This is a genomic window from Micromonospora sp. C28ISP2-4 (genome assembly GCF_030519385.1).
GTDB lineage: Bacteria > Actinomycetota > Actinomycetes > Mycobacteriales > Micromonosporaceae > Micromonospora > Micromonospora tulbaghiae.
Window position 1 is genome coordinate 972,452 of record NZ_JAUMKG010000001.1, and the last position, 24,152, is coordinate 996,603.

Sequence of the window (24,152 nt, forward strand, 5' to 3'; positions counted from 1 at the left end):
AGGTGGCCCGGCCGGTCGGATGTTCAGCTCCGGCCGCCGAGCCGGAAGTCGCGGCGGGGCTGCCACCGGGTCGCCCCGCTGTGCGAGAACAGCGTGAACGCCTCCACCTGGAACAACGCGGAGAAGTCGGCCAGGTCCTCGTACGCCTTGTCGAGCACCTCGGGCGGCACGTCCTGCGCCACGGTGACGTGCGGGTGGTACGGGAAGCGGAGCTCGCGCCGCAGCTCGGGGGCCGAGTTGATCGCGGCGGCCAGCAGTTCGCACTCGCTGATCCCGGCCGCCACCGCCACGAACACCACCTGGGTGACCGGGCGGAACGTGCCGGTGCCGCGCAGGTGCAGCGTGAACGGCAGGTGCGCGGCGGCGACCCGGGCGAGGTGCTCCTCGACGGCGGGCAGCGCGCGTACCGGGATCTCGGTGGGCCCGAGGAGGGTGACGTGCGCGGGGACGGCGAGCGGGTCGCCGGCCTCGACCCGGCGGCGGGTGAGCATCCCGCCCCAGGGCTCGGGGACGTCGACCGCGATCCCGATCTGGATCGTGTCCGCGCCGCCCGGCGCCGTGTCACTGCCCGCCACGTCGCGCCATCCCTCCGGCCACCGGCTGCGTCACCCGTTCCCGCCCGTCCGGGCCGTTACTCGAACCGCACCGGCGGGAAGAAGCCGACCCGCTCGTACGCGTCCCGCAGCGTCCGGGCGGCCACCGCCCGGGCCTTCTCGGCGCCCCGCACGAGCAGCTTGTCGAGCTGGGCCGGGTCGTTCAGGTAGGCGTTGGTGCGTTCCTGGATCGGCGTGACGAACTCCCGCACCACCTCGGCGAGGTCCTTCTTCAGGTCGCCGTAGCCCTTGCCGTCGTACGCGGCGACCAGGTCGTCGATGCTCCGGCCGGAGAGCGCGGAGTAGATCGTGAGCAGGTTGGTGATGCCCGGCTTGCCCTCGGCGTCGAAGACGATCTCGCGGCCGGTGTCGGTGACCGCCGAGCGGATCTTCTTGGCCGAGCGGGCGGGATCCTCCAGCAGGTCGATGATGCCGGCCGGGGAGGACGACGACTTCGACATCTTGGCCGTCGGATCCTGGAGGTCGGTGATCTTCGCGGTGTCCTTCACGATGTGCGGGGAGGGCACGGTGAAGGTGCGGCCGAACAGCGAGTTGAACCGCTGCGCGAGGTCGCGGGAGAGTTCGAGGTGCTGCCGCTGGTCCTCGCCGACCGGCACCGCGTTCGCCTGGTAGAGCAGGATGTCGGCGGCCTGGAGGATCGGGTACGTGAACAGGCCGACGCTGGCCCGCTCGCTGCCCTGCTTCTGCGACTTGTCCTTGAACTGGGTCATCCGGCCGGCCTCGCCGAAACCGGTGATGCAGCCGAGCACCCATGCCAGTTGCGAGTGCTCGGGCACCTGCGACTGCACGAACAGCGTGCTGCGCTCCGGGTCCAGGCCGAGCGCGAACAACTGCGCGGCGGCCACCCGGCTACGGCGCTTGAGCACCTTCGGGTCGTGCCCCGCGGTGATCGCGTGCAGGTCGACCACGCAGTAGTAGGCGTCATGGCTGTCCTGCAACGCCACCCAGTGCCGCAGCGCGCCCAGGTAGTTGCCGAGGTGGAACGAGTCGGCCGTCGGCTGGATGCCGGAGAAGACGCGCGGGCGGGCGGGTACGTCGGACATGGCGGCAATTCTGTCAGCAAGCCCCGGCGTCCGTCATGACGGGCCGGTGGATCGGGCGGGTACGGGCGGAAGCGGACCGTTCACCTCACGTCGGGGCTCGGGCAGCCGTGCCGCGGAGACCGCCAGGCGGGACACCCGCCGGCCGTCGAGTGTGAGCACCCGCAGCAGCCAGCCGGCCGGATCGGCGGGGACCGATCCGGTGGCCGGGTCGACAGCCACCGGCACCTCGTCGCCGGCCACCGGCAGCCGGCCCAGGGCGGCCATCACGAACCCGCCCACCGTCTCGTACGGCCCGGCGGGCAGCGGCACCCCGGTGCGCTCGGCGAAGTCGGTCAGGTTGAGCCGGCCGTCGACGACTGCGGGCAGGCCGGCGGGTTCCGGTTCGAGCGGGCCGTGCTCGTCGTCCCGGATCTCACCGACCAGTTCCTCGACCAGGTCCTCGCAGGTGACGATGCCGGCGGTGCCGCCGTACTCGTCGACGACGACGGCCAGGTGGTGGCCCTCCCGGCGCATCTCGGTGAGCGCCGCCAGCACGCGTTTGCTGTCCGGCAGGCGCTTCACCTCCCGGATCAGGTCGCCGACGAGCAGCGGCCGGTCCGCTTCCGGGCGCAGCAGCACGTCCCGCAGGTGCACCATGCCGACCACGTCGTCGTGGGTGCCGTCGACCACGGGGTAGCGGGTGTGCGGGTCGGCCCGGACCAGCCGCTGGGCCTTGGCCAGCGGGAGCGCCGCGCTGAGGAAGACCACCTCGGTGCGGGGCACCATCACCTCGCGGACGAGCCGGGCACCGGCGACCAGCACCTCGTCGATGATCCGCCGTTCGTCCGGGTCGAGCAGCGTGTTCGCGGCGACCAGGTCACGCAGTTCGGCCTCGCTGATCCGTTCCCGCCCGGCGGTGGGGCTGGCCCCGAGCAGCGCGGTGACCAGGCGGGTGGCGCCGTCGGCGCCGCGCACCACGAGACGGGCCACGGTGCGGGCCAGCGGGCCGGGTTCGCGTCGGGGCCGCCCCGACGGTCGCCGCCGGGGCCCGGGACCACCACCCTCCCGCATGAGGCGATGGTAGACAGCGACTACCCCGCACTCGGGCCGATGTTCGGATCTGTTCAATCGTGAAGGATTATGATGGAATGGAGGCGGGCTCAACTCGACAGCCGCGACCCGGCCCTCGGCCGTAGGGTGATCGCGGGACGGCCGCCGCGGGACGCGGCCCAGGCAGGAGGACCGACGTGAAACTGCTCGTCACCGGCGGCGCCGGCTACATCGGCAGCGTGGTGACCCGGATGCTGCTCGACCACGGCCACCAGGTGACCGTGCTGGACGACCTGCGCACCGGTCACCGGGAAGCCCTCGCCCCCGACGCCACCCACGTCGAGTTGCCCGTGCACGAGGCCGCCCGGGTGCTCACCCCCGACGCCGGGTTCGACGGTGTGCTGCACTTCGCCGCCCTGATCGCCGCCGGCGAGTCGATGATCCGCCCCGAGCTGTACTGGCACACGAACACGGTCGGCTCGATCGCGCTCATCGACGCGGTCCGCGCCGCCCGGGTGCCGCGGATGGTCTTCTCCTCCACCGCCGCCGTCTACGGCAACCCCACCGAGCTGCCCATCCCGGAGACCGCCGTCAAGGCCCCCACCAGCACCTACGGCGCCACCAAGCTGGCCGTCGACATGGTGCTCACCTCCGAGGCGATCGCGCACGACCTGGCCGCCGTCTCGCTGCGCTACTTCAACGTCGCCGGGGCGTACCTGCGCGACGGGCTGGCCATCGGCGAGCGGCACGACCCGGAGACCCACCTCATCCCGATCGCGCTCGACGTGGCCGCCGGGCGGCGGGACAAGCTGCAGCTCTTCGGCGACGACTACCCCACCGTCGACGGCACCTGCGTCCGCGACTACATCCACGTCGAGGACCTGGCCCGCGCCCACCTGCTCGCGCTGGACGCGGCCACGCCCGGCCGGCACCGGATCTACAACCTGGGCAACGGCAACGGCTTCACCAACCGGCAGGTCGTCGACGTGGTCCGCGAGGTCACCGGGCACCCGGTGCCGGTCGAGGTGGCCGCCCGCCGCGAGGGCGACCCGGCCGAGCTGGTCGCGTCCTCCGCGCTGGCCCGCGACGAGCTGGGCTGGACGCCGGCCAAGCCGACCCTGCACGACATGGTCGGCGACGCCTGGGCGTTCTACCGCGAACACGTCGCCGGGGGACAGCACTCATGAACGTCGCCGACCGCGCCACGGCCGGCTTCCGGCAGCGGTACGGTGCCGAGCCCGCGGGCCGCTGGGCGGCTCCCGGCCGGGTCAACCTGATCGGCGAGCACACCGACTACAACGACGGCTTCGTGCTGCCCTTCGCGCTGCCGCTGCGTACCGTGGTCGCCGCCGCGCCCGCCCCCGACGGACGCTGGACCGTCTGGTCGGAGCTGGACGACGAGCCGGTCGAGTTCGGCCCGGCGGAGGCCGACGAACCCGGCCGGGTCGACGGCTGGGCCGCCTACGTGGCCGGGGTGGTGTGGGCGCTGCGCGCCGACGGCCACGACGTCCCCGGCGCGCGGCTCGCCGTCGCCTCCGACGTGCCCGTCGGCTCCGGGCTCTCCTCGTCGGCCGCCATCGAATCGGCGGTGCTGGCCGCACTGGTCGACCTCGGCGGCCTCGGCCTGCCCGCCGGACGGTGGCCGCGGCTCGCCCAGCGGGCCGAGAACGACTACGTCGGCGCGCCCACCGGGATCATGGACCAGTCCGCGGTCATCCGCGGCCGGGCCGGGCACGCGCTGTTCCTCGACTGCCGCACCGAGGAGGTCGAGCAGATCCCGTTCGACCTCGACGGCGCCGGGCTGGCCGTGCTGGTGATCGACAGCCGGGCACCGCACCGGCACGCGGACGGCGAGTACGCAGCCCGCCGCCGCAGCTGTGAGCGGGCCGCCGCGACGCTCGGGGTGACCGCGCTGCGCGACGTCGACGTCGCCGACCTGGACGCCGCGCTGGCCCGCCTCGACGACGACGAGACCCGCCGCCGGGTACGGCACGTGGTGACCGAGAACCAGCGGGTGCTCGACACCGTCGCGCTGCTGCGCGCCGGGCGGGTCCGCGACACCGGCCCGCTGCTGACCGCCTCGCACGCCTCCATGCGCGACGACTTCGAGATCACCGTGCCGGAGATCGACACCGCGGTGGAGGCGGCGCTGTCCGCCGGGGCGTACGGCGCGCGGATGACCGGTGGCGGCTTCGGCGGCTGCGTGCTCGCCCTGGTCGACGCCGGCGCCGCCGACGCGGTGGCCGACGCCGTCACCGAGGCGTACGCCCGGGACGGCCTCACCGCCCCCGGCACGCTCACGGTGCTCCCGGCCGGCGGCGTCACCCGCCTGGGGTGAGGGTGTAAGGAAGGGCCCCTTATTAACGCCTGCGGTAGAGGAAGGGCCCCTTGTTAACAACTCACTGTTAACAAGGGGCCCTTCCTTACACGCAGGGGTCAGCCGGCCTCGACGATCATGCCGGCGCCGACCGTACGGTTCGTCGACTCGTCGATGATCACGAAACCGCCGGTGGTGCGGTTACGGCGGTACTCGTCGGCGAGCAGCGGAACCGTGGTCCGCAGCCGGACCCGGCCGATCTCGTTGAGCTTCAGCTCGGCGGCCGTCTCGTCGCGGTGCAGCGAGTTGATGTCCAGCCGGTAGTGCAGCCCGCGCACGATCGCCCGCGCCGAACGGGTCGTGTGCTTGATCGCGTACTTGCCGCCGACCCGCAACGGGCTGGTCTCGTCCATCCAGCAGACCATCGCCTCGATGTCCTGCACGGCCATCGGGGCGTTGTTCGGCCGGCAGATCATGTCGCCGCGGGAGATGTCCAGCTCGTCGGTCAGCCGGACCGTCACCGACATCGGCGGGAACGCCTCGTCCACCGGGCCGTCGGCGGTCTCCACCGCGGCGATCCGGCTGGTGAAGCCCGACGGCAGCACCATCACCTCGTCGCCCGGCTTGAGCACGCCCGACGCCACCTGACCGGCGTACCCCCGGTAGTCGGTGACGGTGGTGGACTGCGGCCGGATCACGTACTGCACCGGGAACCGGACGTCGACCAGGTTGCGGTCCGACGCGATGTGCACCCGCTCCAGGTGGTGCAGCAGCGACGGGCCTTCGTACCAGGGCATGTTCTCCGAGCGGGTGACGATGTTGTCGCCCTGCAGCGCGGAGACCGGCACCACTGTCAGGTCCGGCACGTCGAGCTTCGCGGCGAACGCGGTGAACTCGTCCGCGATCCGCTCGTAGACCTCCTGCGACCAGTCCACCAGGTCCATCTTGTTCACACACAGGACCAGGTGCGGCACCCGCAGCAGCGAGCAGAGGAACGCGTGCCGGCGGGACTGCTCCACCAGGCCCTTGCGCGCGTCCACCAGGATCAGCGCCAGGTCGGCGGTGGAGGCGCCGGTGACCATGTTCCGGGTGTACTGGATGTGCCCCGGGGTGTCGGCGATGATGAACTTCCGCCGCGGCGTGGCGAAGTAGCGGTACGCCACGTCGATGGTGATGCCCTGCTCCCGCTCGGCGCGCAGGCCGTCGGTGAGCAGCGCCAGGTTCGTGTACTCGTCACCCCGGGCGGCGCTGACCGCCTCGACGGCGGCGAGCTGGTCGCTGAACAGCGACTTCGTGTCGTAGAGCAGACGGCCGATCAACGTCGACTTGCCGTCGTCGACGCTGCCCGCGGTGGCGAACCGCAGCAGGTCCATCGGCCGTGCGGTCTCGCTCTCGGCCGGCGCCAGGGTCTCGACGCTCATCAGAAGTAGCCCTCTCGCTTGCGGTCCTCCATGGCGGCCTCGCTGACCCGGTCGTCACCGCGGGTCGCGCCGCGCTCGGTGATCCGCGTGGCGGCCACCTCCTCGATCACCTTCTCCACCGTGTCGGCGTCCGAGCGGACCGCCGCGGTGCAGGAGGCGTCACCGACGGTCCGGTACCGCACCTGGGCCTTGAACGGCTGCTCACCGGCGCGGGCCCGGAAGAACTCGTTCACCGCGTAGAGCATGCCGTCGCGCTCGATCACCTCACGCTCGTGCGCGTAGTAGATCGACGGCAGCGGGATCTGCTCCCGCGCGATGTAGTGCCAGACGTCCAGCTCGGTCCAGTTCGACAGCGGGAACACCCGGATCGACTCGCCCGGGTGGTGCCGGCCGTTGTAGAGCGCCCACAGCTCCGGACGCTGGTTCTTCGGATCCCACTGGCCGAACTCGTCGCGGAAGCTGAACACCCGCTCCTTGGCCCGCGCCTTCTCCTCGTCGCGCCGGGCGCCGCCGAACAGCGCGTCGAAGCGGTGCTTCTCCACCGCCTCCAGCAGCACCGGGGTCTGGATCCGGTTGCGCATGCCGTCGGCCGACTCGCGGACCAGGCCCTTGTTCAGCGCCTCCGGCACGCTCGCCACGATGAGCTGCAGGCCCAGGTCGGCCACCCGCTGGTCGCGGTAGTCGAGCACCTCGGGGAAGTTGTGCCCGGTGTCCACGTGCATCACCGGGAAGGGGATGTTGGCCGGCGCGAACGCCTTCTGGGCCAACCGGAGCATCACGATCGAGTCCTTGCCGCCGGAGAACAGCAGCACCGGCCGTTCCATCTCGGCGACGACCTCGCGCATCACGAAGATGCTCTCCGCCTCGAGCGCGTCGAGGTGCGACACCTGGTACGCGGCGGGGGACGTCATGACACGAACTCGATTCGCACGGATCCGTACATCGGATTCCAGACCTTTCAGGTCGGACTCGTGAAGAAGAACGCTCAGGTTACCCGGAATGCCGCTGCAACGCTGCAAGCAACCGACTCGCGAGATCCTTGCGGCAGACCAGCAGATCCGGTAGACGCGGGTCGGCCCCGTTGTATTTCAGCGCAGAACCGTCGATCCGGGAAGCATGCAGACCGGTGGCCGTCGCCACAGCGACCGGAGCGGCCGAATCCCACTCGTACTGACCGCCCGCGTGGATGTACGCGTCGACCTCACCGGTGACCACGGCGGCGATCTTCGCGCCCGCCGAGCCCATCGGAACCAGATGAGCGCCGACGTCCTCTGCCAGGTCGGTCAGGAAAACCGGCGGACGGCTACGGCTGGCCGCCAACCGGATGACCCGCGCGCCGCCCCCGGTGGCCGCCTCCACAGTCATCGGCGGGTACGCCGGCGGATGGTCGGTGCCGAGCACCCGGTGCTGGGCGGGCAGGGCCACCGCGCCCGCCACCAGACCGTGCGGCGTCGACGCGTTACGCGACCAGAGCGCCACGTGCACCGCCCAGTCCGCGCGCCCCTCCTCCGCGTACTCCCGGGTGCCGTCGAGCGGGTCGACGATCCAGACCCGGTCCGCGGTCAGGCGGGACAGCGCCGCGTCTGTCACCTCCGCCGTCCAGCCCAGCCGCGAACCCTCGTCCTCCTCCGACAGCACCGCGTCCGCCGGCCGCCACTTCGCCAGCTCGGTCCGGATCAGGTCGTGCGAGACCTTGTCGCCGGCCGACCGGAGCGCGCCCGCGTCGGCGAAGCCCATCTCCGCGCGCAGGGCCGTCAGCGCCTGACCGGCCCGCGACGCCAGCCACCGGGCGAACCCGCCGTCGATCATCGGAGGACTGCCCATGATGCTCCCGTCACCCGCCTTCGCTCCCGCCGCCCCGAGGCTACCGGCCGGGCTCCGCCCCGCCGGTCAACCCCCGTGGTACAGGTTCTGCGTCGGCTCCACGCCCTTGAGAACCACCGACTCCACCACGTCCGCCGCGCGGTCCACCAGGAACTCCAGCTCCTTGCGCTCCGCCGAGGAGAAATCCGAGAGTACGTAGTCAGCCGGGTCCTGCCGGCCCGGCGGCCGGCCGATGCCGAACCGCACCCGCACGTAGTCCTTGGTGCCGAGCGACTTCGACATCGACCGCAGGCCGTTGTGCCCGCCCTCGCCGCCGCCGCACTTCACCCGCACCTGCCCGTACGGGATGTCCAGCTCGTCGTGCACCGCGATCACGTGCGCCGGCGGAATCTTGTGGAACTGCGCCAGCCCCGCCACCGGACCACCGGAGAGGTTCATGTAGGTCAACGGCTTCAACAGCACCAGCTTCGGACCGCCGAAGCCCAGCCGCCCCTCGGCGGCCTCGGCAATGGCGCGCTTGTGCCGCCCGAACTTCGCGCCCACCCGGGCCGCCAGCAGGTCCGCCACCATGAACCCGACGTTGTGCCGGTTGTTCGCGTACTCCCGGCCGGGGTTGCCCAGGCCGACCACCAGCCACGGTCCCGCCTCGTCCGTCACCCGACGCCCCTTCCCGCTCGCCTGCCCGACCAGCCGTCCCGATACGCCGACAGGCGCCCCCGGGAACCGGGGACGCCTGTCGCACAGCCTTGCGGACCGGTCAGGCCTCGGTCTTCGCCTCGGCCGGAGCCTCCTCGCCCTCGGCGGCCGGAGCGCCCTCGGCACCCTCGGCGGTCTCCTCGCCGGCCTCGGCCTCGGCCTCCTCGGTGGCCTCCTCGACCTCGGGGAGGGTGGCCTCGAGCTCCTCGGCGGTCGGAGCGGCGGTCACGGAGGCGACCTGCATGTCCGCGTCCGCGGCCAGCTCGACACCGGCCGGCAGCTGGACGTCGGCGGCGGTGATCTGGGTGCCGGCCTCGGCGCCCTCGATCGACGCCTCCAGGTGGTCCGGCACCTTGGTGGCGTCCGCGGTCACCGACAGCGTGTCGTTGTCGTGCACGATCAGGGTGTCCTTCGCGGCCTCGCCGGTCAGCTGGATCGGCACCTCGACGGTGACCTTCTCGCCCCGGCGGACCAGCAGCAGGTCCACGTGCTCGAAGGTGTCCTTGATCGGGTCACGCTGGATCGCCTTCGGCAGCGCCAGCACCTGGGTGCCGTCGCTGACCTCGATCGCGAACAGCTGGTTCGCGCCACCCTTGCGGATCGCGGCGGCGAACTCCCGCGACGGAAGCGCGATGTGCTTGGGCTTCTCGCCGTGGCCGTACAGCACGGCGGGCACCTTGCCGGCCCGGCGGGTACGACGGGCACCACCCTTGCCGAACTCGGTACGGGGCTCGGCGCTGATCTTTACCTCGGACACGGGGAAACTCCTGATGCTTCGCTGCGGCGGCTTGTCGTCTGGCGGTGCTGGGGCGAGGGGCTCGCTGGGGCTAGGGTCATGAACGACCGCCCGGAGCACCGCGTCGATGACGGCGCCTCCGTGCGGTGCTTGTCAGCAGCCCGCCGGGCACCCTCGCCGTGGCAACCGCACCAGTCTACCCGAGGGAATTCCCGGCTCTCCGGCAGTCCCCCATATCACCGCCCGGCCGGCTCCGCAGGGCATCGGCCCGGTCGCCGGAGACTCCCCGGCGACCGGACCGGCGTGCTCAGCTCAGGCCACCGAACAGGGTGGTCACCGAACCGTCGTCGAAGACCTCCCGGATCGCCCGGGCCAGCAGCGGGGCGATCGACAGCACGGTCAGCTTGTCCAGCTGCTTCTCCGACGGCAGCGGCAGCGTGTTGGTCACCACGACCTCGCTGATCGGGCTGTTCTTCAGACGCTCCGTCGCCGGGTCGGACAGCAGCGCGTGGGTCGAGGCGACCACGATCTCCGCCGCGCCCTGTTCCTTGAGGATGTCCGCCGCCTTGGTGATCGTGCCACCGGTGTCGATCATGTCGTCCACGATCAGGCACACCCGGCCCTCGACCTCACCGACCACCCGGTTCGCCACCACCTGGTTCGGCTTGAGCGGATCGCGGGTCTTGTGGATGAAGGCCAGCGGGCAGCCGCCCAGCCGGTCGGTCCACCGCTCGGCCACGCGCACCCGGCCCGAGTCCGGCGCGACCACTGTCATCGGCCGGCCCGCGTACTTGTGCTCCACGTACTCGGCCAGCACGTCCATCGCGAACAGGTGGTCCACCGGGCCGTCGAAGAAGCCCTGGATCTGCGCGGTGTGCAGGTCCACGGTCAGGATCCGGTTCGCACCGGCGGTCTTCAGCAGATCGGCGATCAGCCGCGCCGAGATCGGCTCCCGGCCGCGGTGCTTCTTGTCCTGCCGCGAGTACGGGTAGAACGGCAGCACCACTGTGATCCGCTTGGCCGAGCCACGCTTCAACGCGTCGACCATGATCAGGGTCTCCATGACCCAGGTGTTCACGCCGTGCGTCACGGACTGCACCACGAAGGCGTCCGAACCACGGACCGAATCCTTGTACCGTACGAAGATCTCGCCGTTTGCGAAGTCGTACGCGTCGGCCGGCGTCGGCGCGACGCCGAGCACCTCACCGATCTCCTTGGCCAGCTCCGGAAAACCCCTCCCGGAGAAGAGCATCAGGCTCTTGCGGTTTTCGGCGACGATGCTGCCCATGGGCCCGTCTGCTCCCGTATGTCGGTGGTACCCGGCGGCGGTGGGCCGGGGACTGTTCGGTTGCAGTATGCCCCCGGTTCAGCGATCCACCCACGGCCCGGCGATCGCCGTGGAGTCAGTCACCTTCGCTTGCGGCGCCGCCCGTGTCCGACGCACCCTCACCGGCCCGCCGCGCCGCCTCCGCGGCGTCCGTGCCGGCCCGCTTGCGCAGCACCCAGCCCTCCACGTTGCGCTGCTGACCGCGCGCCACCGCCATCGCGCCCGGCGGCACGTCCCCGGTGATCACCGAACCCGCGGCGGTGTACGCGCCGTCGCCCACCCGCACCGGCGCCACGAACATGTTGTCCGCTCCGGTACGGGCGTGACTGCCGATGGTCGTGTGGTGCTTGCGTACCCCGTCGTAGTTGACGAAGACGGTCGCCGCGCCGATGTTGCTGTGCTCGCCGATCGTCGCGTCGCCCACGTACGACAGGTGCGGCACCTTCGACCCGTCACCGATCGACGCCTTCTTGGTCTCCACGAACGTGCCGACCTTCGCCTTGCGGCCCAGCCGCGACTCCGGCCGCAGGTACGCGTACGGGCCGACACTCGCCTGCGGGCCCACCTCGGCGCCGAGCGCGTGGCTGCGCACGATGCTCGCGCCCGCGCCCACCACCGTGTCGACGAGCGTGGTGTCCGGGCCGACGAGCGCGCCCTCGCCGACCGTCGTGGCGCCCTGGAGCTGCGTGTTCTGGTCGATCACCGCGTCCCGCTCGACGGTCACCGTCACGTCGATCCAGGTGGTGTGGGGGTCGAGGATGCTGACCCCGGTACGCATCCAGCCCTCGTTGACCCGGTCCCGCAGCAGCCGGCGCAGTGCGGCCAGCTCGACCCGGTCGTTGCAGCCGAGCGTCTCCACGTGGTCGGCGGCGCAGTGCACAGCCACCGGCTCGCCGGCGTCGCGCAGCAGCGCGAAGACGTCGGTCAGGTACTCCTCGCCCTGGTCGTTGTCGGTGGAGAGCTTGCCCAGCGCCTCCCGCAGCCGGGCCGCGTCGAACGCGTAGATGCCCGCGTTGATCTCCCGCAGCGCGCGCTGCTGGGGGGTGGCGTCGCGCTCCTCGACGATCTGCTCCAGCTGCCCCTGCACGTCCCGCACGATCCGGCCCAGCCCGGTCGGGTCCGGCACCTCGGCCGCCAGCACGGTCGCCGCCGCGGCGGCGTCCTCGTGCGCCTCGACGAGCGCCTGGACCGTCTCCGGCCGCAGCAGTGGCACGTCCCCGTTGATCACCACGACGGTGCCGGTCGCGTCCGGCACCGCGTCCAGCGCGATGCGGACCGCGTGGCCGGTGCCGAGCTGACGCTCCTGGAGCACCGGCGTGGCACCGGGGGCGACCTCGGACAGGTGCTCCCGGACCTGGTCGGCACCGTGGCCGACCACGACCACCGTGCGGTCCGCGCCCAGCGGACCGGCCGCGGCGAGGACGTGACCGAGCAGGGTACGGCCGAGCAGCGGGTGCAGCACCTTGGGCAGGGACGACTTCATCCGCTTGCCCTCACCGGCGGCGAGCACGACAACGGTGCGGAGGTGGGGCTGGGACACGACGTGGCTCCCGTCGGGACGGCGACAGTCTCGCGGTCATGCTAACCACGCGGCTCGCCACAATTCGCATCCGGCCACACAAACGCCGTTCGCCCGCGAGCGATCCGACGAATGAGCTGGGGTGCCTGGATTCGAACCAGGAGCTCAAGGCTCCAAAGGCCTGCGGGTTGCCGTTACCCCACACCCCATCGCCATGTCAAGACCTACGGACTGACATCTTTCTCCTGCGCCTCGTCCGCGATCCGGAACAGCTCGGCGATCATACCTTCGATCCGCCAGTAGAGCTCGCGGCTGCGGGGCACGGTGATCACGAGGCAGCCGTGATAGGTGTCGCCGGTGTTCCGCCGCACCGTCGTCGGGTTGTGCCGCTTGAGCACCGTGCGGCGAAACCTCTCCGCGGGCAATCGCAGTCGCCGCACCCACCAGCGCGCCGCGGCCTCGGCGTCCGCCGACTCGTGGATGCTCACGCGATAGGTCGGCACCGTCCGGTCCACGCCGCAGACCTCCAGGAATCGGAGGAACACCGCCAGCAACCCCGGATCGGTGTTGACGAACTGGATCGTCACCGCCCGACGCCAGGGCTTGGACTTGGCTCCCTCGCACCAGTAGATCGCCGCGCCCAGCATCAGCAGATCCCGCTCGCCGAGACCGCCGACCACATCGGCGGCGCGGGCCTGCTCCGCGGCCCGGGCGGCGTCCCGCGCCTCCCGGTACGCACTCCAGCGCGCCTCTGTCATCGCCTTCGAGTGCTCGCGGCGCCGCTGCGCGGTCGCGTCGTCCGGGTCCAGCGGCAGGTGCCGCACCCACTGGTATGCGGTCGACTTCGCCACCCCGAGCTGCGCCGCGATCTGGTTGACCGACCGGCCCGCCGCCCGCAGCCGCAGGGCCTCGCCACGGGTGTCGTCCCGGGCACGTGGCCGGCGGGTCCACTCCGGTGGCGGGATGCCGCGCAGCAGCGCGTACACCCGGTCGCGGCCGATGCCCAGGCGGGCCCGGATCGCGGCGACGGAGAGCTGCTCGTCCACGCGCAGGCGCCGCGCCTCGGCGGCGAGGGGGTCGGTCACCGGCGCAGATTAGAACCTGCGTACGACAGCGACCGGTCTGACCGCGGGCGTCGCGCCTGGCAGGATGGACGGGTGACCGACGTTTCCGGCAGCGAACGCGCCAGTCGGCGGCCCGCGCCGGCGGCGAAGCCCTCCCGGGTGCGGATGTCCGCGACCCAGCGGCGCGAGCAGCTGATCTCGATCGCCCGGCAGATCTTCGCCGAGCGCGGCTTCGACGCGACCTCGATCGAGGAGGTGGCGGCGCGCGCCAAGGTCTCCAAGCCGGTGGTCTACGAGCACTTTGGCGGCAAGGAGGGCCTCTACGCGGTGGTGGTGGACCGGGAGGTCCGCGCCCTGCTGGACCGGATCACCACGGCGCTGACCGCGGGCAATCCGCGGGAGCTGCTGGAGCAGGCCGCGCTGACGCTGCTGACCTACATCGAGGAGGAGACCAGCGGGTTCCGGGTGCTGGTGCGCGAGTCGCCGCTGATGTCGGCGACCGGCAACTTCAGCAGCGTGATGAACGACGTCGCGCACCAGGTGGAGCACATCCTGGCGGGCGAGTTCTCCATCCGGGGGTACGACCCGAAGCTGGCGGAGCTCTACTCCCAGGCGCTGGTGGGCATGGTGGCGCTGACCGGCCGCTGGTGGCTGGAGGTGCGCAAGCCGCGCAAGGAGACGGTGGCGGCGCACCTGGTGAACCTGGCGTGGAACGGGTTGTCGCACCTGGAGTCGAAGCCGGGCCCGATCCCCCGGGGCTGACCCGTCAGCGGTGGTTGTCGGAGACCGGGTGGTAGCGGCGCTGCCGCTCCTCCTCGGCGCGCTCCGGTGTGCCGACCGTGTCGTAGAGGCCGGTGGCGAGCAGGATCAGCCCGAACAGCAGCGACACGATGACTGTCGACATCGAGAAGTTCAGGAAGTTCGCCGAGGTCTGGAGCACCGACATCATCAGGATGCCGGTGACCAGGAAGACCACCCCGGCGGTGAGGTTCATGTAGTGGCCGAGGTTGTCCCGGCGGGACGCGCCGACCAGCAGGACCGCGCCGAAGACCACTGAGACCAGCGAGAAGGCCAGGTTGGTGCGCAGGCCGAGCGCCCAGTCGCTGTCCCTGCCGAACAGTCCCTCGCCCCAGGTCTGGAAGACGCCGAAGACGCCGAAGACCAGGATGTAGAGGCCGATCAGCCCGGACAGCACCCGGTAGAGCGGCCGCGCGGGGTGGTTCACCGGGAAGTGCGCCATGATGCCCTCCAGTCGTCTGACTGATTCGGGGCAATTGTCGCGCGGGGTGTCCGCTCACGTCCGGAAAACACCGAAGGCCCGGCGCAGCGCGCCGGGCCTTCGGTGTCAGGCGGGATCAGAGCACCAGGCGGGCCTTCTGCCAGGCCTCGTGCTCGTCGTCGGAGCCGACCTTGCCGTACATGCCGACCATCAGGAGCACCAGCGACAGGGTCAGGACCACGACGTCGGTCATGATCGAGAAGTTGAAGATGTTGGCGTCGGTCTGGAGGAACGCCAGCGCGGCCAGGCCGATCACCATCAGCGTGTACGCCAGCCACTGGTTGATCGCCACGTCCAGGTTGCGGCCGATCGCGGTGCCGACCAGGATCACGACGCCGAACAGCACCGACAGCAGCGAGAACGCCATGTTGGTGCCCTGGCCGAGGACCTTGGTGTCGTCCTGGGCGAGGAAGTCGTTGCCGGCGCTGGCGATGATGCCGAGGCCGCCGAAGACGACGAAGTACAGACCAACGAGCCCGCCGATCGCCCGGTAGATCGGCCGCGCGGGGTGGTTGACGGGGGTGTGGGCCATCTCTGCGTCTCCAAAAGACCGTTCGGACGAGGGTTCCACCGGTGATTGTCCCGTACGCCGGTCAGTGACGCCGCACACCCCCCACCCCGGCGGCAGGTCAGCCGGCCGGAAGCTCCTCGGCGAGAGCCAGCCAGGTCTCCTCGGTGCGGTCCCGCTCGGCCCGTACCTCCTTGAGCTGGGCGTCCAGCTCGGCGACCCGGGCGTAGTCGGTGGCGTTCGCGGCGAGTTGCTCGTGCAGGCCCGCCTCCTTCTGTTCGAGCTTGGCGATCTGCCGTTCCAGCCGGTTGAGTTCCTTCTTCGCGACGCGTACCTCTGCTGCTGACATGCCCTCGCGCGGCGGCGCCGCCGTGGCCGGGGTGAGGTCGGCGGGCGCCGGGCCGCCGGCCGCGGCGGCGCGCGCCAGGTACTCGTCGACGCCGCCGGGCAGGTGCACCAGCCGGCCGTCACCGAACATGCCGTACGCGACGTCGGTGACCCGCTCGATCAGGTAACGGTCGTGGCTGGCCACGACGATCGTGCCGGGCCACGAGTCGAGCAGGTCCTCCAGTGCGGCGAGCGTATCGGTGTCCAGGTCGTTGGTGGGCTCGTCGAGGAGCAGCACGTTCGGCTCCCCGGCGAGCAGCCGCAGCATCTGCAGGCGGCGGCGCTCGCCACCCGACAGGTCGCTCACCGGGGTCCAGAGCCGCTTGTCGTCGAAGCCGAAGATCTCGGCGAGCTGGGCGGCGCTGATCTCCCGGTCGCCGAACTGCACCCGACGGGCCACCTCCTCGACGGCTTCCAGCACGCGCAGGTGCCCGGGGAGTTCGGCGAGTTCCTGGGACAGGAACGCCGGCCGGACGGTCTGCCCGGCGGCGAAGCGCCCGCCGTCGGGGTTCGTCACCCCGGCGAGCATCCGCAGCAGGGTGGTCTTGCCGGCGCCGTTGCGGCCGAGGATCGCGACCCGGTCGCCGGGGCCGACCTGCCAGGTGGTGTCGTGCAGGATCTCCTTCGGGCCGGCGTTCAGCCGGACGTGTTCGAGGTCGTACACCTGCTTGCCGAGGCGGGCGGTGGCGAGCCGTTGCAGCGACATGGTGTCGCGGGGTTCCGGCACGTCGGCGATGAGCGCGTTCGCCGCGTCGATGCGGAACTTGGGCTTGGAGGTGCGTGCCGGTGCGCCCCGGCGCAGCCAGGCGATCTCCTTGCGGAGCAGGTTCTGGCGGCGGGCCTCGGTGGCGGCGGCGACGCGTTGCCGCTCGACGCGGGCGAGCGTCCACGCGGCGAAGCCGCCCTCGTACGCCCGGACGGTCTGGTCGGCGACCTCCCAGGTGGTGGTGCAGACGGCGTCCAGGAACCAGCGGTCGTGGGTGACCACGACGAGCGCGCCCTTGCGGGTGACGAGGTGCCGGGCGAGCCAGTCGACGCCGCCGACGTCGAGGTGGTTGGTGGGCTCGTCGAGGACGAGCAGGTCGACGTCGCGGACCAGCAGCGCGGCGAGCGCGACGCGGCGGCGTTCCCCGCCGGACATCGGGCCGATCGGCGTGTCCAGGCCGAGGTGGGGCATGCCGAGGCCGTCGAGGATGGCGCGCACCCCCGCGTCGCCGGCCCACTCGTGCTCGGCGCCCATGCTCTCGCCGAGCCAGGCGGTGCCGAGCACGACGTCCCGCACGGTCAGCTCGGGGGCCAGGTCCAGGCGCTGCGGCAACCAGGCCACCCGCAGGTCGCGGCGGTGGGTGACGCGGCCGTCGTCGGGCTCCTCGGTGCGGGTGAGCAGCCGCAGCAGCGTCGACTTCCCGGCGCCGTTGAGGCCGACCACACCGACCCGGTCGGCGTCGTTGAGGCCGAGCGAGACGTCGGTGAGCAGCGGCCCGGCGGCGCCGTACCCCTTGGACACCCGGTCCAGGTTGACGATGTTGGCCACTGACCCACCCTTCACGACTCAGGCGTCCCGGGGGCCCGGGACGCCTGAGTCAAGGGTACGGGGCGTCAGACGACGCGGGCGCCGGCGACCGGACCGTGCGCGACGCGGGCCTCCCGGCACACCCCGGCGGCGGTGATCTCGGCGGCGATCCGGAGCGCGTCGGCCTCGCCTGCGGCGAGGAAGACGCAGGTTGGTCCGGAGCCGGAGACGATGCCGGCGAGCGCGCCGGCCGCCTCGCCCGCCTTGAGCGTCTCGGCCAGTGAGGGGCGCATGGTCAGCGCGGCGTCCTGGAGGTCGTTGCCGAGTGTGGCGGCGAGCACCCGCGGGTCGCGCTGGCGCAGCGCGGCGAGCAGCGCGTCGGTGCTGCCCAGCGGCGTTCCGGCGGCTCCGGCGTCGCGCAGCCGGTCCAGTTCCCGGTAGGCGGCCGGGGTGGACAGGCCGCCGTCGGCGATCGCCACCACCCAGTGCCAGGAGGTGGGACGGGCCAGCACCGGGCTGACCGCCTCGCCCCGGCCGGTGCCGAGCGCGGTGCCGCCGTGGATCAGGAACGGCACGTCGGAGCCGAGGTCGGCGGCGATGCCGGCGAGTTCGTCGCGGGACAGCCCGGTGCCCCAGAGCGTGTCGCAGGCGACCAGCGCGGCGGCGGCGTCGGCGCTGCCGCCGGCGAGCCCGCCGGCGAGCGGGATCTGCTTGCGCAGGTGCAGCCGGGCGTGCGGGGCGACGCCCGCGTAGCCGGCCAGCGCGTGCGCGGCGCGCAGCGCCAGGTTGGTGTCGTCCAGCGCCAGCTCGCCGGCGCCCTCGCCCTCCATGGTGAGGGTCAGCGTGTCGCCGCGGCGGGCGGTCAGCTCGTCGTAGATGGAGATCGCGTGGTAGACGGTGTTCAGCTCGTGGTAGCCGTCACGCCGCAGTGGTCCGACCCCGAGATGCAGGTTGACCTTGGCGGGCACCCGCACCTTGACCGGGCCGCTGGACCCGCGCCGCTGCCCGTCCTCGTCCCCCGGTCGCCATGCCTCGGTCACCGGGTGGACTCCACCGGACGTGGGCGGATGTCGAGCGGCTTCGGCACTGTCAGCTCCTCGGCGAGGGGTCGGGCAACGGCGCCAGCCTACTGCTCGCCGCCGGGGGCGTCCGGGGCCGACGCGGCGATGGCGGCGAACTGCTCGACGGTGAGCGATTCGCCCCGCGCGCCCGGATCCACGCCGGCGGCGGTGAGCGCGGCGGCGGCCCGGTCGGCACCGCCGGCCCAGCCGGCCAGGGCGGCGCGCAGCGTCTTGCGGCGCTGCGCGAACGCGGCGTCGACGACCGCGAAGACGGCCCGCCGGGGTACGTCCGGCCGGGGCGGTTCGCGCCGGGTGAACGCGACCAGCCCCGAGTCGACGTTGGGCACCGGCCAGAACACGTTCGGCGGGACCTTGCCGGCGGCGCGGGAGCGGGCGTACCAGGCGAGTTTGACCGACGGGATGCCGTACACCTTGGAGCCGGGACCGGCGACGAGCCGGTCGGCGACCTCCTTCTGCACCATCACCAGGCCGTGGCGCAGTGTGGGCAGTTCGGCGAGCAGGTGCAGCACGACCGGCACGGCGACGTTGTAGGGCAGGTTCGCCACCAGCGCTGTGGGCGCCGGGCCGGCCAGGTCGGCGGCGGTGATCCGCAGCGCGTCGGCCGGGTGGACGGTGAGCCGCTCGGCGGCCGTCCCGGCGAAGCGGGCGGCGGTCTCGGGCAGCGCTGCGGCGAGCGCCGGGTCGAGTTCCACGGCGTGCACGTGCGCGGCGACCGGCAGCAGGGCGAGCGTGAGCGAGCCGAGCCCGGGGCCGACCTCCAGCGCCACGTCGTCCGGGGTGAGCCCGGCGGTGGTGACGATCCGGCGCACCGTGTTCGGGTCGTGCACGAAGTTCTGGCCGAGCTTCTTGGTCGGCGTGACGCCGAGGCGCGCGGCGAGTTCCCGGATCTCCGCCGGGCCGAGGAGTCCGGTCACGCCCAGTAGCGTAAGCGCCCTCGCCCGAGGGGAAGGAAGGGCCCCTTCTTAACGCCTCGCGATATGGAAGGGCCCCTTCCTAACGCCACGGCCCGAACGCGCGCTCACCGTTCGTGGAGATGGCGGCGCAGAGGGCGTCCAGGTCGGTGCCGGTGGTCTCGGCGAGGAAGCGGACCGTCAGCGGGATCAGGTACGACGCGTTGGGCCGTCCCCGGTACGGCATCGGGGTGAGGTAGGGCGCGTCGGTCTCGACGAGCATCTGCGCGGGCGGGGTGACGGCGGCGGCCTCGCGCAACGCGGCGGCGCTGCCGAACGTGACGGTGCCGGCGAAGCTGAGCAGGAAGCCGCGCCGGACGCACTCGCGGGCGAAGTCGGCGTCGCCGGAGAAGCAGTGCATGACCACCGTCTCCGGGGCGCCCTCGTCGTCGACGATGCGCAGCACGTCGGCGTGCGCGTCCCGGTCGTGGATGACGAGCGCCTTGCCGTGCCGCTTGGCGATGGCGATGTGCGCCCGGAAGCTCTCCTCCTGCGCGGCCCGCCCCTCGTCGCCGGTACGGAAGAAGTCCATGCCGGTTTCGCCGACGCCCCGGACGCGGTCCCGGCCGGCGAGCGTCTCGATCTCGCGCAGCGCCTCGTCCAGGTCGGCCAGCCGGGGCGCCTCGTTCGGGTGCAGCGCGACTGTGGCGAGCACCGGGGCGTACCGGTCGGCGACGTCGGCGCCCCACCGGGACGAGTCGACGTCCACCCCGACCTGGACGAGCCGGTCCACGCCGGCCCGGGCGGCGACGTCGATGGCGGCGGCCACCGGGTCGTCGCCGGGGGCGCCGCCCGCGGGCGTGCCGAACTCGCCGACGGTGATGTCGAGGTGGGTGTGGCTGTCCAGCACGGGTACGGGCAGCGGCTCGGGGGCGGGCGGGAACTCCCCGGCCCGGCGGGCGGCGCGCTGCTTGCGGGTCTCGGTCTGCTCGGTCATCGTCGGCCAGCATCACACACCGGCCCGGTGCGGCGTTCCCGGACCGCCACCGGCTGTTCACGTGCCCCACATGCGGCGAGCTGACCGACGACCGGGTGGTGGACCTGCCCTACCCGGCCCGCCACGAATAGACGGGGGCAGGTCGGGAAGGCGTGGGGGGTCCGAGAAGCCCGCGCGAGGGGGAATCCCGACATGCCTTTCGTCACCGTCGGTACGGAGAACTCCGCACCCATCGACCTGTACTACGAGGATCACGGTTCCGGTCAGCCGATCGTGCTGATCCACGGTTTCCCGTTCAACGGGGCGACCTGGGAGAAGATGAGCGGTCCGCTGCTGAACGCCGGGTACCGGGTGATCACGTACGACCGGCGTGGGTTCGGCAACTCCGCGCAGCCGGCCAGCGGCTACGACTACGACACGTTCGCCGCGGACCTGGACGTGCTGATGACCGAGCTGGACCTGCGCAACGCGATCCTGGTCGGGCACTCCATGGGCACTGGTGAGGTGACCCGCTATCTGGGCGCGTACGGGTCGGACCGGGTGGATCGGGCGGTCCTGATGGCCCCGTTGGCGCCGTACTTGCTGAAGGCGCCCGACGACCCGGAGGGCGTCGACAAGGGCATGTTTGAGGGGTTCCAGAAGGCGATCATCCAGGACCGGTTTGCCTACCTGACCCAGTTCTGCGACGCGTTCTTCAACGCCAGCGAGAACCGGGGGACGCTGGTCAGCGACGAGGCGTACCACGCGCACTGGCAGATCGGCGCGCAGGCGTCGGCCAAGGGCACCCACGACTCGGTGGACGCCTGGCAGACCGACTTCCGCGGTGACCTGCCGAACATCGACGTGCCGGTGCTGATCATCCAGGGCGACAAGGACAACGTGCTGCCGTACCCGGTGACGGGCCAGCGGCTGGTGAACATGCTGTCCGACGCCAAGCTGGTCACGCTGAAGGGCCGCCGCACGGCACGCCGTGGACCCATCCCACCGAGGTCAACAAGGCCATCATGGAGTTCATCGGCAAGCCGAGCATGGCGACCGCCTGACCTGGCGGACGACCGCGGCCCCGGGGAGATCCCCGGGGCCGCGGTCACGCGTGCGTGGTCAGCCGGCCAGGCGGGCCAGCTCCTCCTCGACGACGGACGGGTCGAGCTTGCGGAACACCGGCTTCGGCGCCGCGAGCGGCCGGCCCACCTCCAGGGGTACGGACTCCCAGCGCGCCCCGACCGTGTAGTCACCGGTCAGCACCGGGTACGACGGCCCGCCGTCGAGGTCGTCGACCTCCTCGATCACCGGCATGGGCGCGTGCACGCCGGTGCCGCCGAGCAGCTCGTGGATCTTCTGCGCGGAGTGCGGCAGGAACGGGGTCAGCAGCGTGTTGGCGTCGCTGACCACCTGGAGCGCGACGTGCAGGATGGTGCCCATGCGGGGCTTGTCGTCCTCGCCCTTGAGCTTCCACGGCGCCTGCTCGGAGAGGTACTTGTTGGCCTCGGCGACGACCTTCATGGCCTCGCCGATGGCCTGCTTCTGCCGGTGCCGGGCGATCAGGTCGCCGACGGTGGCGAAGCCGGCCTTCGCGGTGTCCAGCAGCGCCTGGTCGGCCTCGGTGAGCCCGGCCGGGTCGACCGGCGGAATCGCGCCGAAGTTCTTCGCCGCCATCGACACGGACCGGTTGACCAGGTTGCCCCAGCCGGCGACCAGCTCGTCGTTGTTGCGGCGCAGGAACTCGGCCCAGGTGAAGTCGGTGTCGTTGCTCTCCGGCCCGGCCACCGCGATGAAGTAGCGCAGCGCGTCGGCGTCGTAGCGCTCCAGGAAGTCCCGGACGTAGATGACCACCTTGCGGGAGGAGGAGAACTTCCGCCCCTCCATGGTCAGGTATTCGCTGGAGACGACCTCGGTGGGCAGGTTGAGCCGGCCCAGCTCGCCCGGCTCGCCGTCGCGGGCGCCCGCACCGGAGTAGCCGCCGAGCAGCGCCGGCCAGATCACCGAGTGGAAGACGATGTTGTCCTTGCCCATGAAGTAGTAGGAGCGGGAGTCCTTCCCTTCGGCGTCGGCGGACCACCACTTGCGCCACGCCTCCGGGTCCCCGGTGCGGCGGGCCCACTCGATGGACGCGGACAGGTAGCCGATGACCGCGTCGAACCAGACGTAGATCCGCTTGTCCGGGCGGTCACGCCAGTCGTCGAGCGGGATCGGCACGCCCCACTCCAGGTCGCGGGTGATGGCCCGGGGCTGGAGGTCGTCGAGCAGGTTGCGGGAGAACCGCAGCACGTTGGGGCGCCAGCCCTCGCGGGTGTCCAGCCACTGCCGCAGCGCGTCGGCCAGGGCGGGCAGGTCGAGGAAGAAGTGCTCGGTCTCGACGAACTCCGGCGTCTCCCCGTTGATCTTCGACTTGGGGTCGATCAGGTCGATCGGGTCGAGCTGGTTGCCGCAGTTGTCGCACTGGTCGCCGCGCGCGCTGTCGTAGCCGCAGATCGGGCAGGTGCCCTCGATGTAGCGGTCGGGCAGCGTCCGGCCGGTGGACGGGGAGATCGCCCCGGTGGTGACCTTGGGGACGATGTAGCCGTTGCGGTGCAGGCCGGTGAACAGTTCCTGCACCACCGCGTAGTGGTTGCGCGTGGTGGTGCGGGTGAACAGGTCGTACGACAGGCCCAGCGCCCGTAGGTCCTCGGCGATCACCCGGTTGTAGCGGTCGGCCAGCTCGCGCGGGGTGACCCCCTCGGCGTCGGCCTGCACCTGGATCGGGGTGCCGTGTTCGTCGGTGCCGGAGACCATGAGCACGTCGTGACCGGCCATCCGCATGTACCGGGAGAAGACGTCGGAGGGAACGCCGAATCCGGATACGTGGCCGATGTGGCGCGGGCCGTTGGCGTAGGGCCAGGCGACCGCGGCGAGAACGTGACTCATGAGCAGCAAGCCTAGTGATTGCCGTGGGTGGGCCGCGAACCAATGGGGTGCGCGCTCCGACCGTACGTCCGATTTGTCGCCGACACGCGGCGTGAGCTGCCCGACAAGCCGGACGTACCGGTGTGAAATGAACATCGTGACCAGCAGACCAGCGGCGCCCGAGCCGTCGGCGGCCGCCACCCGGCGGGCGGCGCGGCCCACGCCGCCCGGCGGGCCAGTCGCCCCGCAGCCCCGGCTCGACCCGGCGGACCCGCCGGTGGAGGTGGAGCCGACCACCGGCGCGCCGGTGGACGCGGTGCCGAACCGGGTGCCGGTACGCCAGCCGCGCTGGCAGCGCGAGGCCGCCACGTCCGGCGGCTGGGCGCCGATCGAGGAGGTGCACTGGGACGGCACGCCGCTGCGCGACGAGCCACGCCCGGGTCCCGGCCGGCCCCCGGCGCGGCGGGAACGTGCCCGCCCGGTCGCGCCGCCGAGTCCGCCCGCCGGGCTGGCCGTGCTGCTGACGCTGAGCCTGCTCGCCGCGTTCTTCGCCTGGGTGAGCGCCGGGCCGTTCTGGCTGGCGGTCGGACACTCGACCGGCGGGACCGTGATGATCACCGAGTGCGCGGGCACCGGGCTCACCCAGCGCTGCCGGGGCATCTTCTCCGCCGACGGCGACCGGTTCCAGGCCCACGGGGTACGGGTCAGCGGCGTACCAGCCGGACGCACCGACACCGGCAGTTCGCTGCGCGCGCGGATGACCGGGCCGGACGGGTCCACCGCCTACGCGGACACCGGCGCGGGACGGCACCTGCGCTGGCTGCTGGGGCTGGCCCTGGTGGTCGGCTGCGCCGCCGGGATCGCCAGGTGGACCGGGGCGACCCGGCTCGCTGACGAACGGCAACGGCGCTGGGCGGTCGGCCTGGCGCTGGCCGGGCCGGCGTTGATCACGATCGGCTTCCTCGCCGCCGCCTGGTGAGGTGTTAAGCGGGGGCCCTTCCTCTACCGGAGGCGTTAAGAGGG

Annotated in this window: 22 protein-coding genes, 1 tRNA gene and 1 pseudogene; 5 read left to right on the forward strand and 19 right to left on the reverse strand. The window is 72.1% G+C overall.

Annotation, left to right across the window (positions count from 1 at the left end; genetic code table 11):
- Window positions 1-23 precede the first annotated feature (23 nt).
- From Q3W68_RS04520 to Q3W68_RS04530, 3 genes are read right to left on the reverse strand one after another with little or no spacing between them, the layout of a single operon-like run.
- Window positions 24-575 (reverse strand): 2'-5' RNA ligase family protein, encoded by a 552-nt coding sequence (locus Q3W68_RS04520; RefSeq protein ID WP_302904222.1) that lies wholly within the window; start codon window positions 573-575, stop codon window positions 24-26.
- 56 nt (window positions 576-631) lie between these two features.
- Window positions 632-1,657: a tryptophan--tRNA ligase gene (gene trpS, locus Q3W68_RS04525; RefSeq protein ID WP_302904223.1), complete on the reverse strand. Its 1,026-nt coding sequence runs from the start codon at window positions 1,655-1,657 to the stop codon at window positions 632-634.
- A 33-nt stretch (window positions 1,658-1,690) separates the two neighbouring features.
- Window positions 1,691-2,707 carry a hemolysin family protein gene (locus Q3W68_RS04530; RefSeq protein ID WP_302904224.1) on the reverse strand — a complete coding sequence of 339 codons (1,017 nt, stop codon included), beginning with the start codon at window positions 2,705-2,707 and terminating at the stop codon, window positions 1,691-1,693.
- A 176-nt stretch (window positions 2,708-2,883) separates the two neighbouring features.
- Between Q3W68_RS04530 and galE the strand changes: the two genes are divergently transcribed.
- Window positions 2,884-3,873 (forward strand): UDP-glucose 4-epimerase GalE, encoded by a 990-nt coding sequence (gene galE, locus Q3W68_RS04535; protein ID WP_302904225.1) that lies wholly within the window; start codon window positions 2,884-2,886, stop codon window positions 3,871-3,873.
- Window positions 3,870-5,024, forward strand: a complete 1,155-nt coding sequence (gene galK / locus Q3W68_RS04540; RefSeq protein WP_302904226.1) for a galactokinase — start codon at window positions 3,870-3,872, stop codon at window positions 5,022-5,024. The genes galE and galK overlap by 4 nt, the downstream gene beginning before the upstream one ends.
- Window positions 5,025-5,122: 98 nt before the next feature.
- Here galK and Q3W68_RS04545 read toward each other — a convergent pair whose 3' ends face one another.
- From Q3W68_RS04545 to Q3W68_RS04585, 9 genes are all read right to left on the reverse strand, one after another.
- On the reverse strand, window positions 5,123-6,424 hold the full coding sequence (locus tag Q3W68_RS04545; protein ID WP_302904227.1) for a sulfate adenylyltransferase subunit 1: 1,302 nt from the start codon (window positions 6,422-6,424) through the stop codon (window positions 5,123-5,125).
- Entirely contained in the window at window positions 6,424-7,335 is a 912-nt protein-coding gene (gene cysD / locus Q3W68_RS04550) for a sulfate adenylyltransferase subunit CysD (protein WP_302904228.1), read from the reverse strand. The genes Q3W68_RS04545 and cysD overlap by 1 nt, the downstream gene beginning before the upstream one ends.
- 79 nt (window positions 7,336-7,414) lie before the next feature.
- Complete coding sequence (locus Q3W68_RS04555; protein ID WP_302904229.1) at window positions 7,415-8,248, reverse strand: inositol monophosphatase family protein; 834 nt, start codon at window positions 8,246-8,248, stop codon at window positions 7,415-7,417.
- Window positions 8,249-8,314: 66 nt separating this feature from the next.
- Complete coding sequence (gene pth, locus Q3W68_RS04560) at window positions 8,315-8,905, reverse strand: aminoacyl-tRNA hydrolase (RefSeq protein WP_302904230.1); 591 nt, start codon at window positions 8,903-8,905, stop codon at window positions 8,315-8,317.
- Window positions 8,906-9,005: 100 nt separating this feature from the next.
- Window positions 9,006-9,701 (reverse strand): 50S ribosomal protein L25/general stress protein Ctc, encoded by a 696-nt coding sequence (locus tag Q3W68_RS04565; protein ID WP_302904231.1) that lies wholly within the window; start codon window positions 9,699-9,701, stop codon window positions 9,006-9,008.
- A 286-nt stretch (window positions 9,702-9,987) separates the two neighbouring features.
- Window positions 9,988-10,968, reverse strand: coding sequence for a ribose-phosphate diphosphokinase (locus Q3W68_RS04570; RefSeq protein ID WP_013283956.1), 981 nt, complete (start codon window positions 10,966-10,968; stop codon window positions 9,988-9,990).
- Between the two features lie 115 nt (window positions 10,969-11,083).
- Window positions 11,084-12,547 carry a bifunctional UDP-N-acetylglucosamine diphosphorylase/glucosamine-1-phosphate N-acetyltransferase GlmU gene (gene glmU / locus Q3W68_RS04575; RefSeq protein WP_368045721.1) on the reverse strand — a complete coding sequence of 488 codons (1,464 nt, stop codon included), beginning with the start codon at window positions 12,545-12,547 and terminating at the stop codon, window positions 11,084-11,086.
- Window positions 12,548-12,663: 116 nt separating this feature from the next.
- Window positions 12,664-12,735: transfer RNA gene (locus Q3W68_RS04580), tRNA-Gln, on the reverse strand.
- 15 nt (window positions 12,736-12,750) lie between these two features.
- Complete coding sequence (locus Q3W68_RS04585; RefSeq protein WP_302904232.1) at window positions 12,751-13,611, reverse strand: helix-turn-helix domain-containing protein; 861 nt, start codon at window positions 13,609-13,611, stop codon at window positions 12,751-12,753.
- Between the two features lie 72 nt (window positions 13,612-13,683).
- On the opposite strand from Q3W68_RS04585, the gene Q3W68_RS04590 reads away from it, so the two are divergent.
- On the forward strand, window positions 13,684-14,352 hold the full coding sequence (locus Q3W68_RS04590) for a TetR/AcrR family transcriptional regulator (protein WP_302904233.1): 669 nt from the start codon (window positions 13,684-13,686) through the stop codon (window positions 14,350-14,352).
- Between the two features lie 4 nt (window positions 14,353-14,356).
- Here Q3W68_RS04590 and Q3W68_RS04595 read toward each other — a convergent pair whose 3' ends face one another.
- The 6 genes from Q3W68_RS04595 to Q3W68_RS04620 form a co-directional block, all read right to left on the reverse strand.
- Window positions 14,357-14,830, reverse strand: coding sequence for a DUF4383 domain-containing protein (locus Q3W68_RS04595; protein ID WP_302904234.1), 474 nt, complete (start codon window positions 14,828-14,830; stop codon window positions 14,357-14,359).
- A gap of 115 nt (window positions 14,831-14,945) precedes the next feature.
- Window positions 14,946-15,401, reverse strand: a complete 456-nt coding sequence (locus Q3W68_RS04600) for a DUF4383 domain-containing protein (RefSeq protein ID WP_269702345.1) — start codon at window positions 15,399-15,401, stop codon at window positions 14,946-14,948.
- Between the two features lie 97 nt (window positions 15,402-15,498).
- Window positions 15,499-17,298 carry an ABC-F family ATP-binding cassette domain-containing protein gene (locus tag Q3W68_RS04605; RefSeq protein WP_302904235.1) on the reverse strand — a complete coding sequence of 600 codons (1,800 nt, stop codon included), beginning with the start codon at window positions 17,296-17,298 and terminating at the stop codon, window positions 15,499-15,501.
- Between the two features lie 65 nt (window positions 17,299-17,363).
- Entirely contained in the window at window positions 17,364-18,317 is a 954-nt protein-coding gene (locus Q3W68_RS04610; RefSeq protein ID WP_302904236.1) for a 4-(cytidine 5'-diphospho)-2-C-methyl-D-erythritol kinase, read from the reverse strand.
- 86 nt (window positions 18,318-18,403) lie between these two features.
- Window positions 18,404-19,273 carry a 16S rRNA (adenine(1518)-N(6)/adenine(1519)-N(6))-dimethyltransferase RsmA gene (rsmA, locus tag Q3W68_RS04615; RefSeq protein WP_302904237.1) on the reverse strand — a complete coding sequence of 290 codons (870 nt, stop codon included), beginning with the start codon at window positions 19,271-19,273 and terminating at the stop codon, window positions 18,404-18,406.
- A gap of 79 nt (window positions 19,274-19,352) precedes the next feature.
- On the reverse strand, window positions 19,353-20,246 hold the full coding sequence (locus tag Q3W68_RS04620; RefSeq protein ID WP_302904238.1) for a TatD family hydrolase: 894 nt from the start codon (window positions 20,244-20,246) through the stop codon (window positions 19,353-19,355).
- 192 nt (window positions 20,247-20,438) lie between these two features.
- Here Q3W68_RS04620 and Q3W68_RS04625 point away from each other — a divergent pair.
- Window positions 20,439-21,289, forward strand: a pseudogene (locus Q3W68_RS04625) (alpha/beta fold hydrolase).
- 58 nt (window positions 21,290-21,347) lie between these two features.
- On the opposite strand, the gene metG reads toward Q3W68_RS04625, so the two are convergent.
- The gene (metG, locus tag Q3W68_RS04630) at window positions 21,348-23,150 is read right to left on the reverse strand and encodes a methionine--tRNA ligase (RefSeq protein WP_302904239.1); all 1,803 of its coding nucleotides are present in this window, start codon (window positions 23,148-23,150) and stop codon (window positions 21,348-21,350) included.
- Window positions 23,151-23,277: 127 nt separating this feature from the next.
- Between metG and Q3W68_RS04635 the strand changes: the two genes are divergently transcribed.
- A complete protein-coding gene (locus Q3W68_RS04635; protein ID WP_302904240.1) occupies window positions 23,278-24,108 on the forward strand; it encodes a hypothetical protein in 831 nt (276 codons plus the stop codon).
- Window positions 24,109-24,152: the final 44 nt, after the last annotated feature.

Coding starts and splice junctions, on each gene's coding strand:
- Q3W68_RS04595 (WP_302904234.1), bottom strand. CDS start 14,830: ATGGCGCACTTCCCGGTGAACCACCCCGCGCGGCCGCTCTACCGGGTG.
- Q3W68_RS04600 (WP_269702345.1), bottom strand. CDS start 15,401: ATGGCCCACACCCCCGTCAACCACCCCGCGCGGCCGATCTACCGGGCG.
- Q3W68_RS04635 (WP_302904240.1), top strand. CDS start 23,278: ATGAACATCGTGACCAGCAGACCAGCGGCGCCCGAGCCGTCGGCGGCC.
- Q3W68_RS04545 (WP_302904227.1), bottom strand. CDS start 6,424: ATGAGCGTCGAGACCCTGGCGCCGGCCGAGAGCGAGACCGCACGGCCG.
- Q3W68_RS04570 (WP_013283956.1), bottom strand. CDS start 10,968: ATGGGCAGCATCGTCGCCGAAAACCGCAAGAGCCTGATGCTCTTCTCC.
- galK (WP_302904226.1), top strand. CDS start 3,870: ATGAACGTCGCCGACCGCGCCACGGCCGGCTTCCGGCAGCGGTACGGT.
- Q3W68_RS04530 (WP_302904224.1), bottom strand. CDS start 2,707: ATGCGGGAGGGTGGTGGTCCCGGGCCCCGGCGGCGACCGTCGGGGCGG.
- cysD (WP_302904228.1), bottom strand. CDS start 7,335: ATGACGTCCCCCGCCGCGTACCAGGTGTCGCACCTCGACGCGCTCGAG.
- Q3W68_RS04555 (WP_302904229.1), bottom strand. CDS start 8,248: ATGGGCAGTCCTCCGATGATCGACGGCGGGTTCGCCCGGTGGCTGGCG.
- metG (WP_302904239.1), bottom strand. CDS start 23,150: ATGAGTCACGTTCTCGCCGCGGTCGCCTGGCCCTACGCCAACGGCCCG.
- Q3W68_RS04620 (WP_302904238.1), bottom strand. CDS start 20,246: ATGACCGAGCAGACCGAGACCCGCAAGCAGCGCGCCGCCCGCCGGGCC.
- trpS (WP_302904223.1), bottom strand. CDS start 1,657: ATGTCCGACGTACCCGCCCGCCCGCGCGTCTTCTCCGGCATCCAGCCG.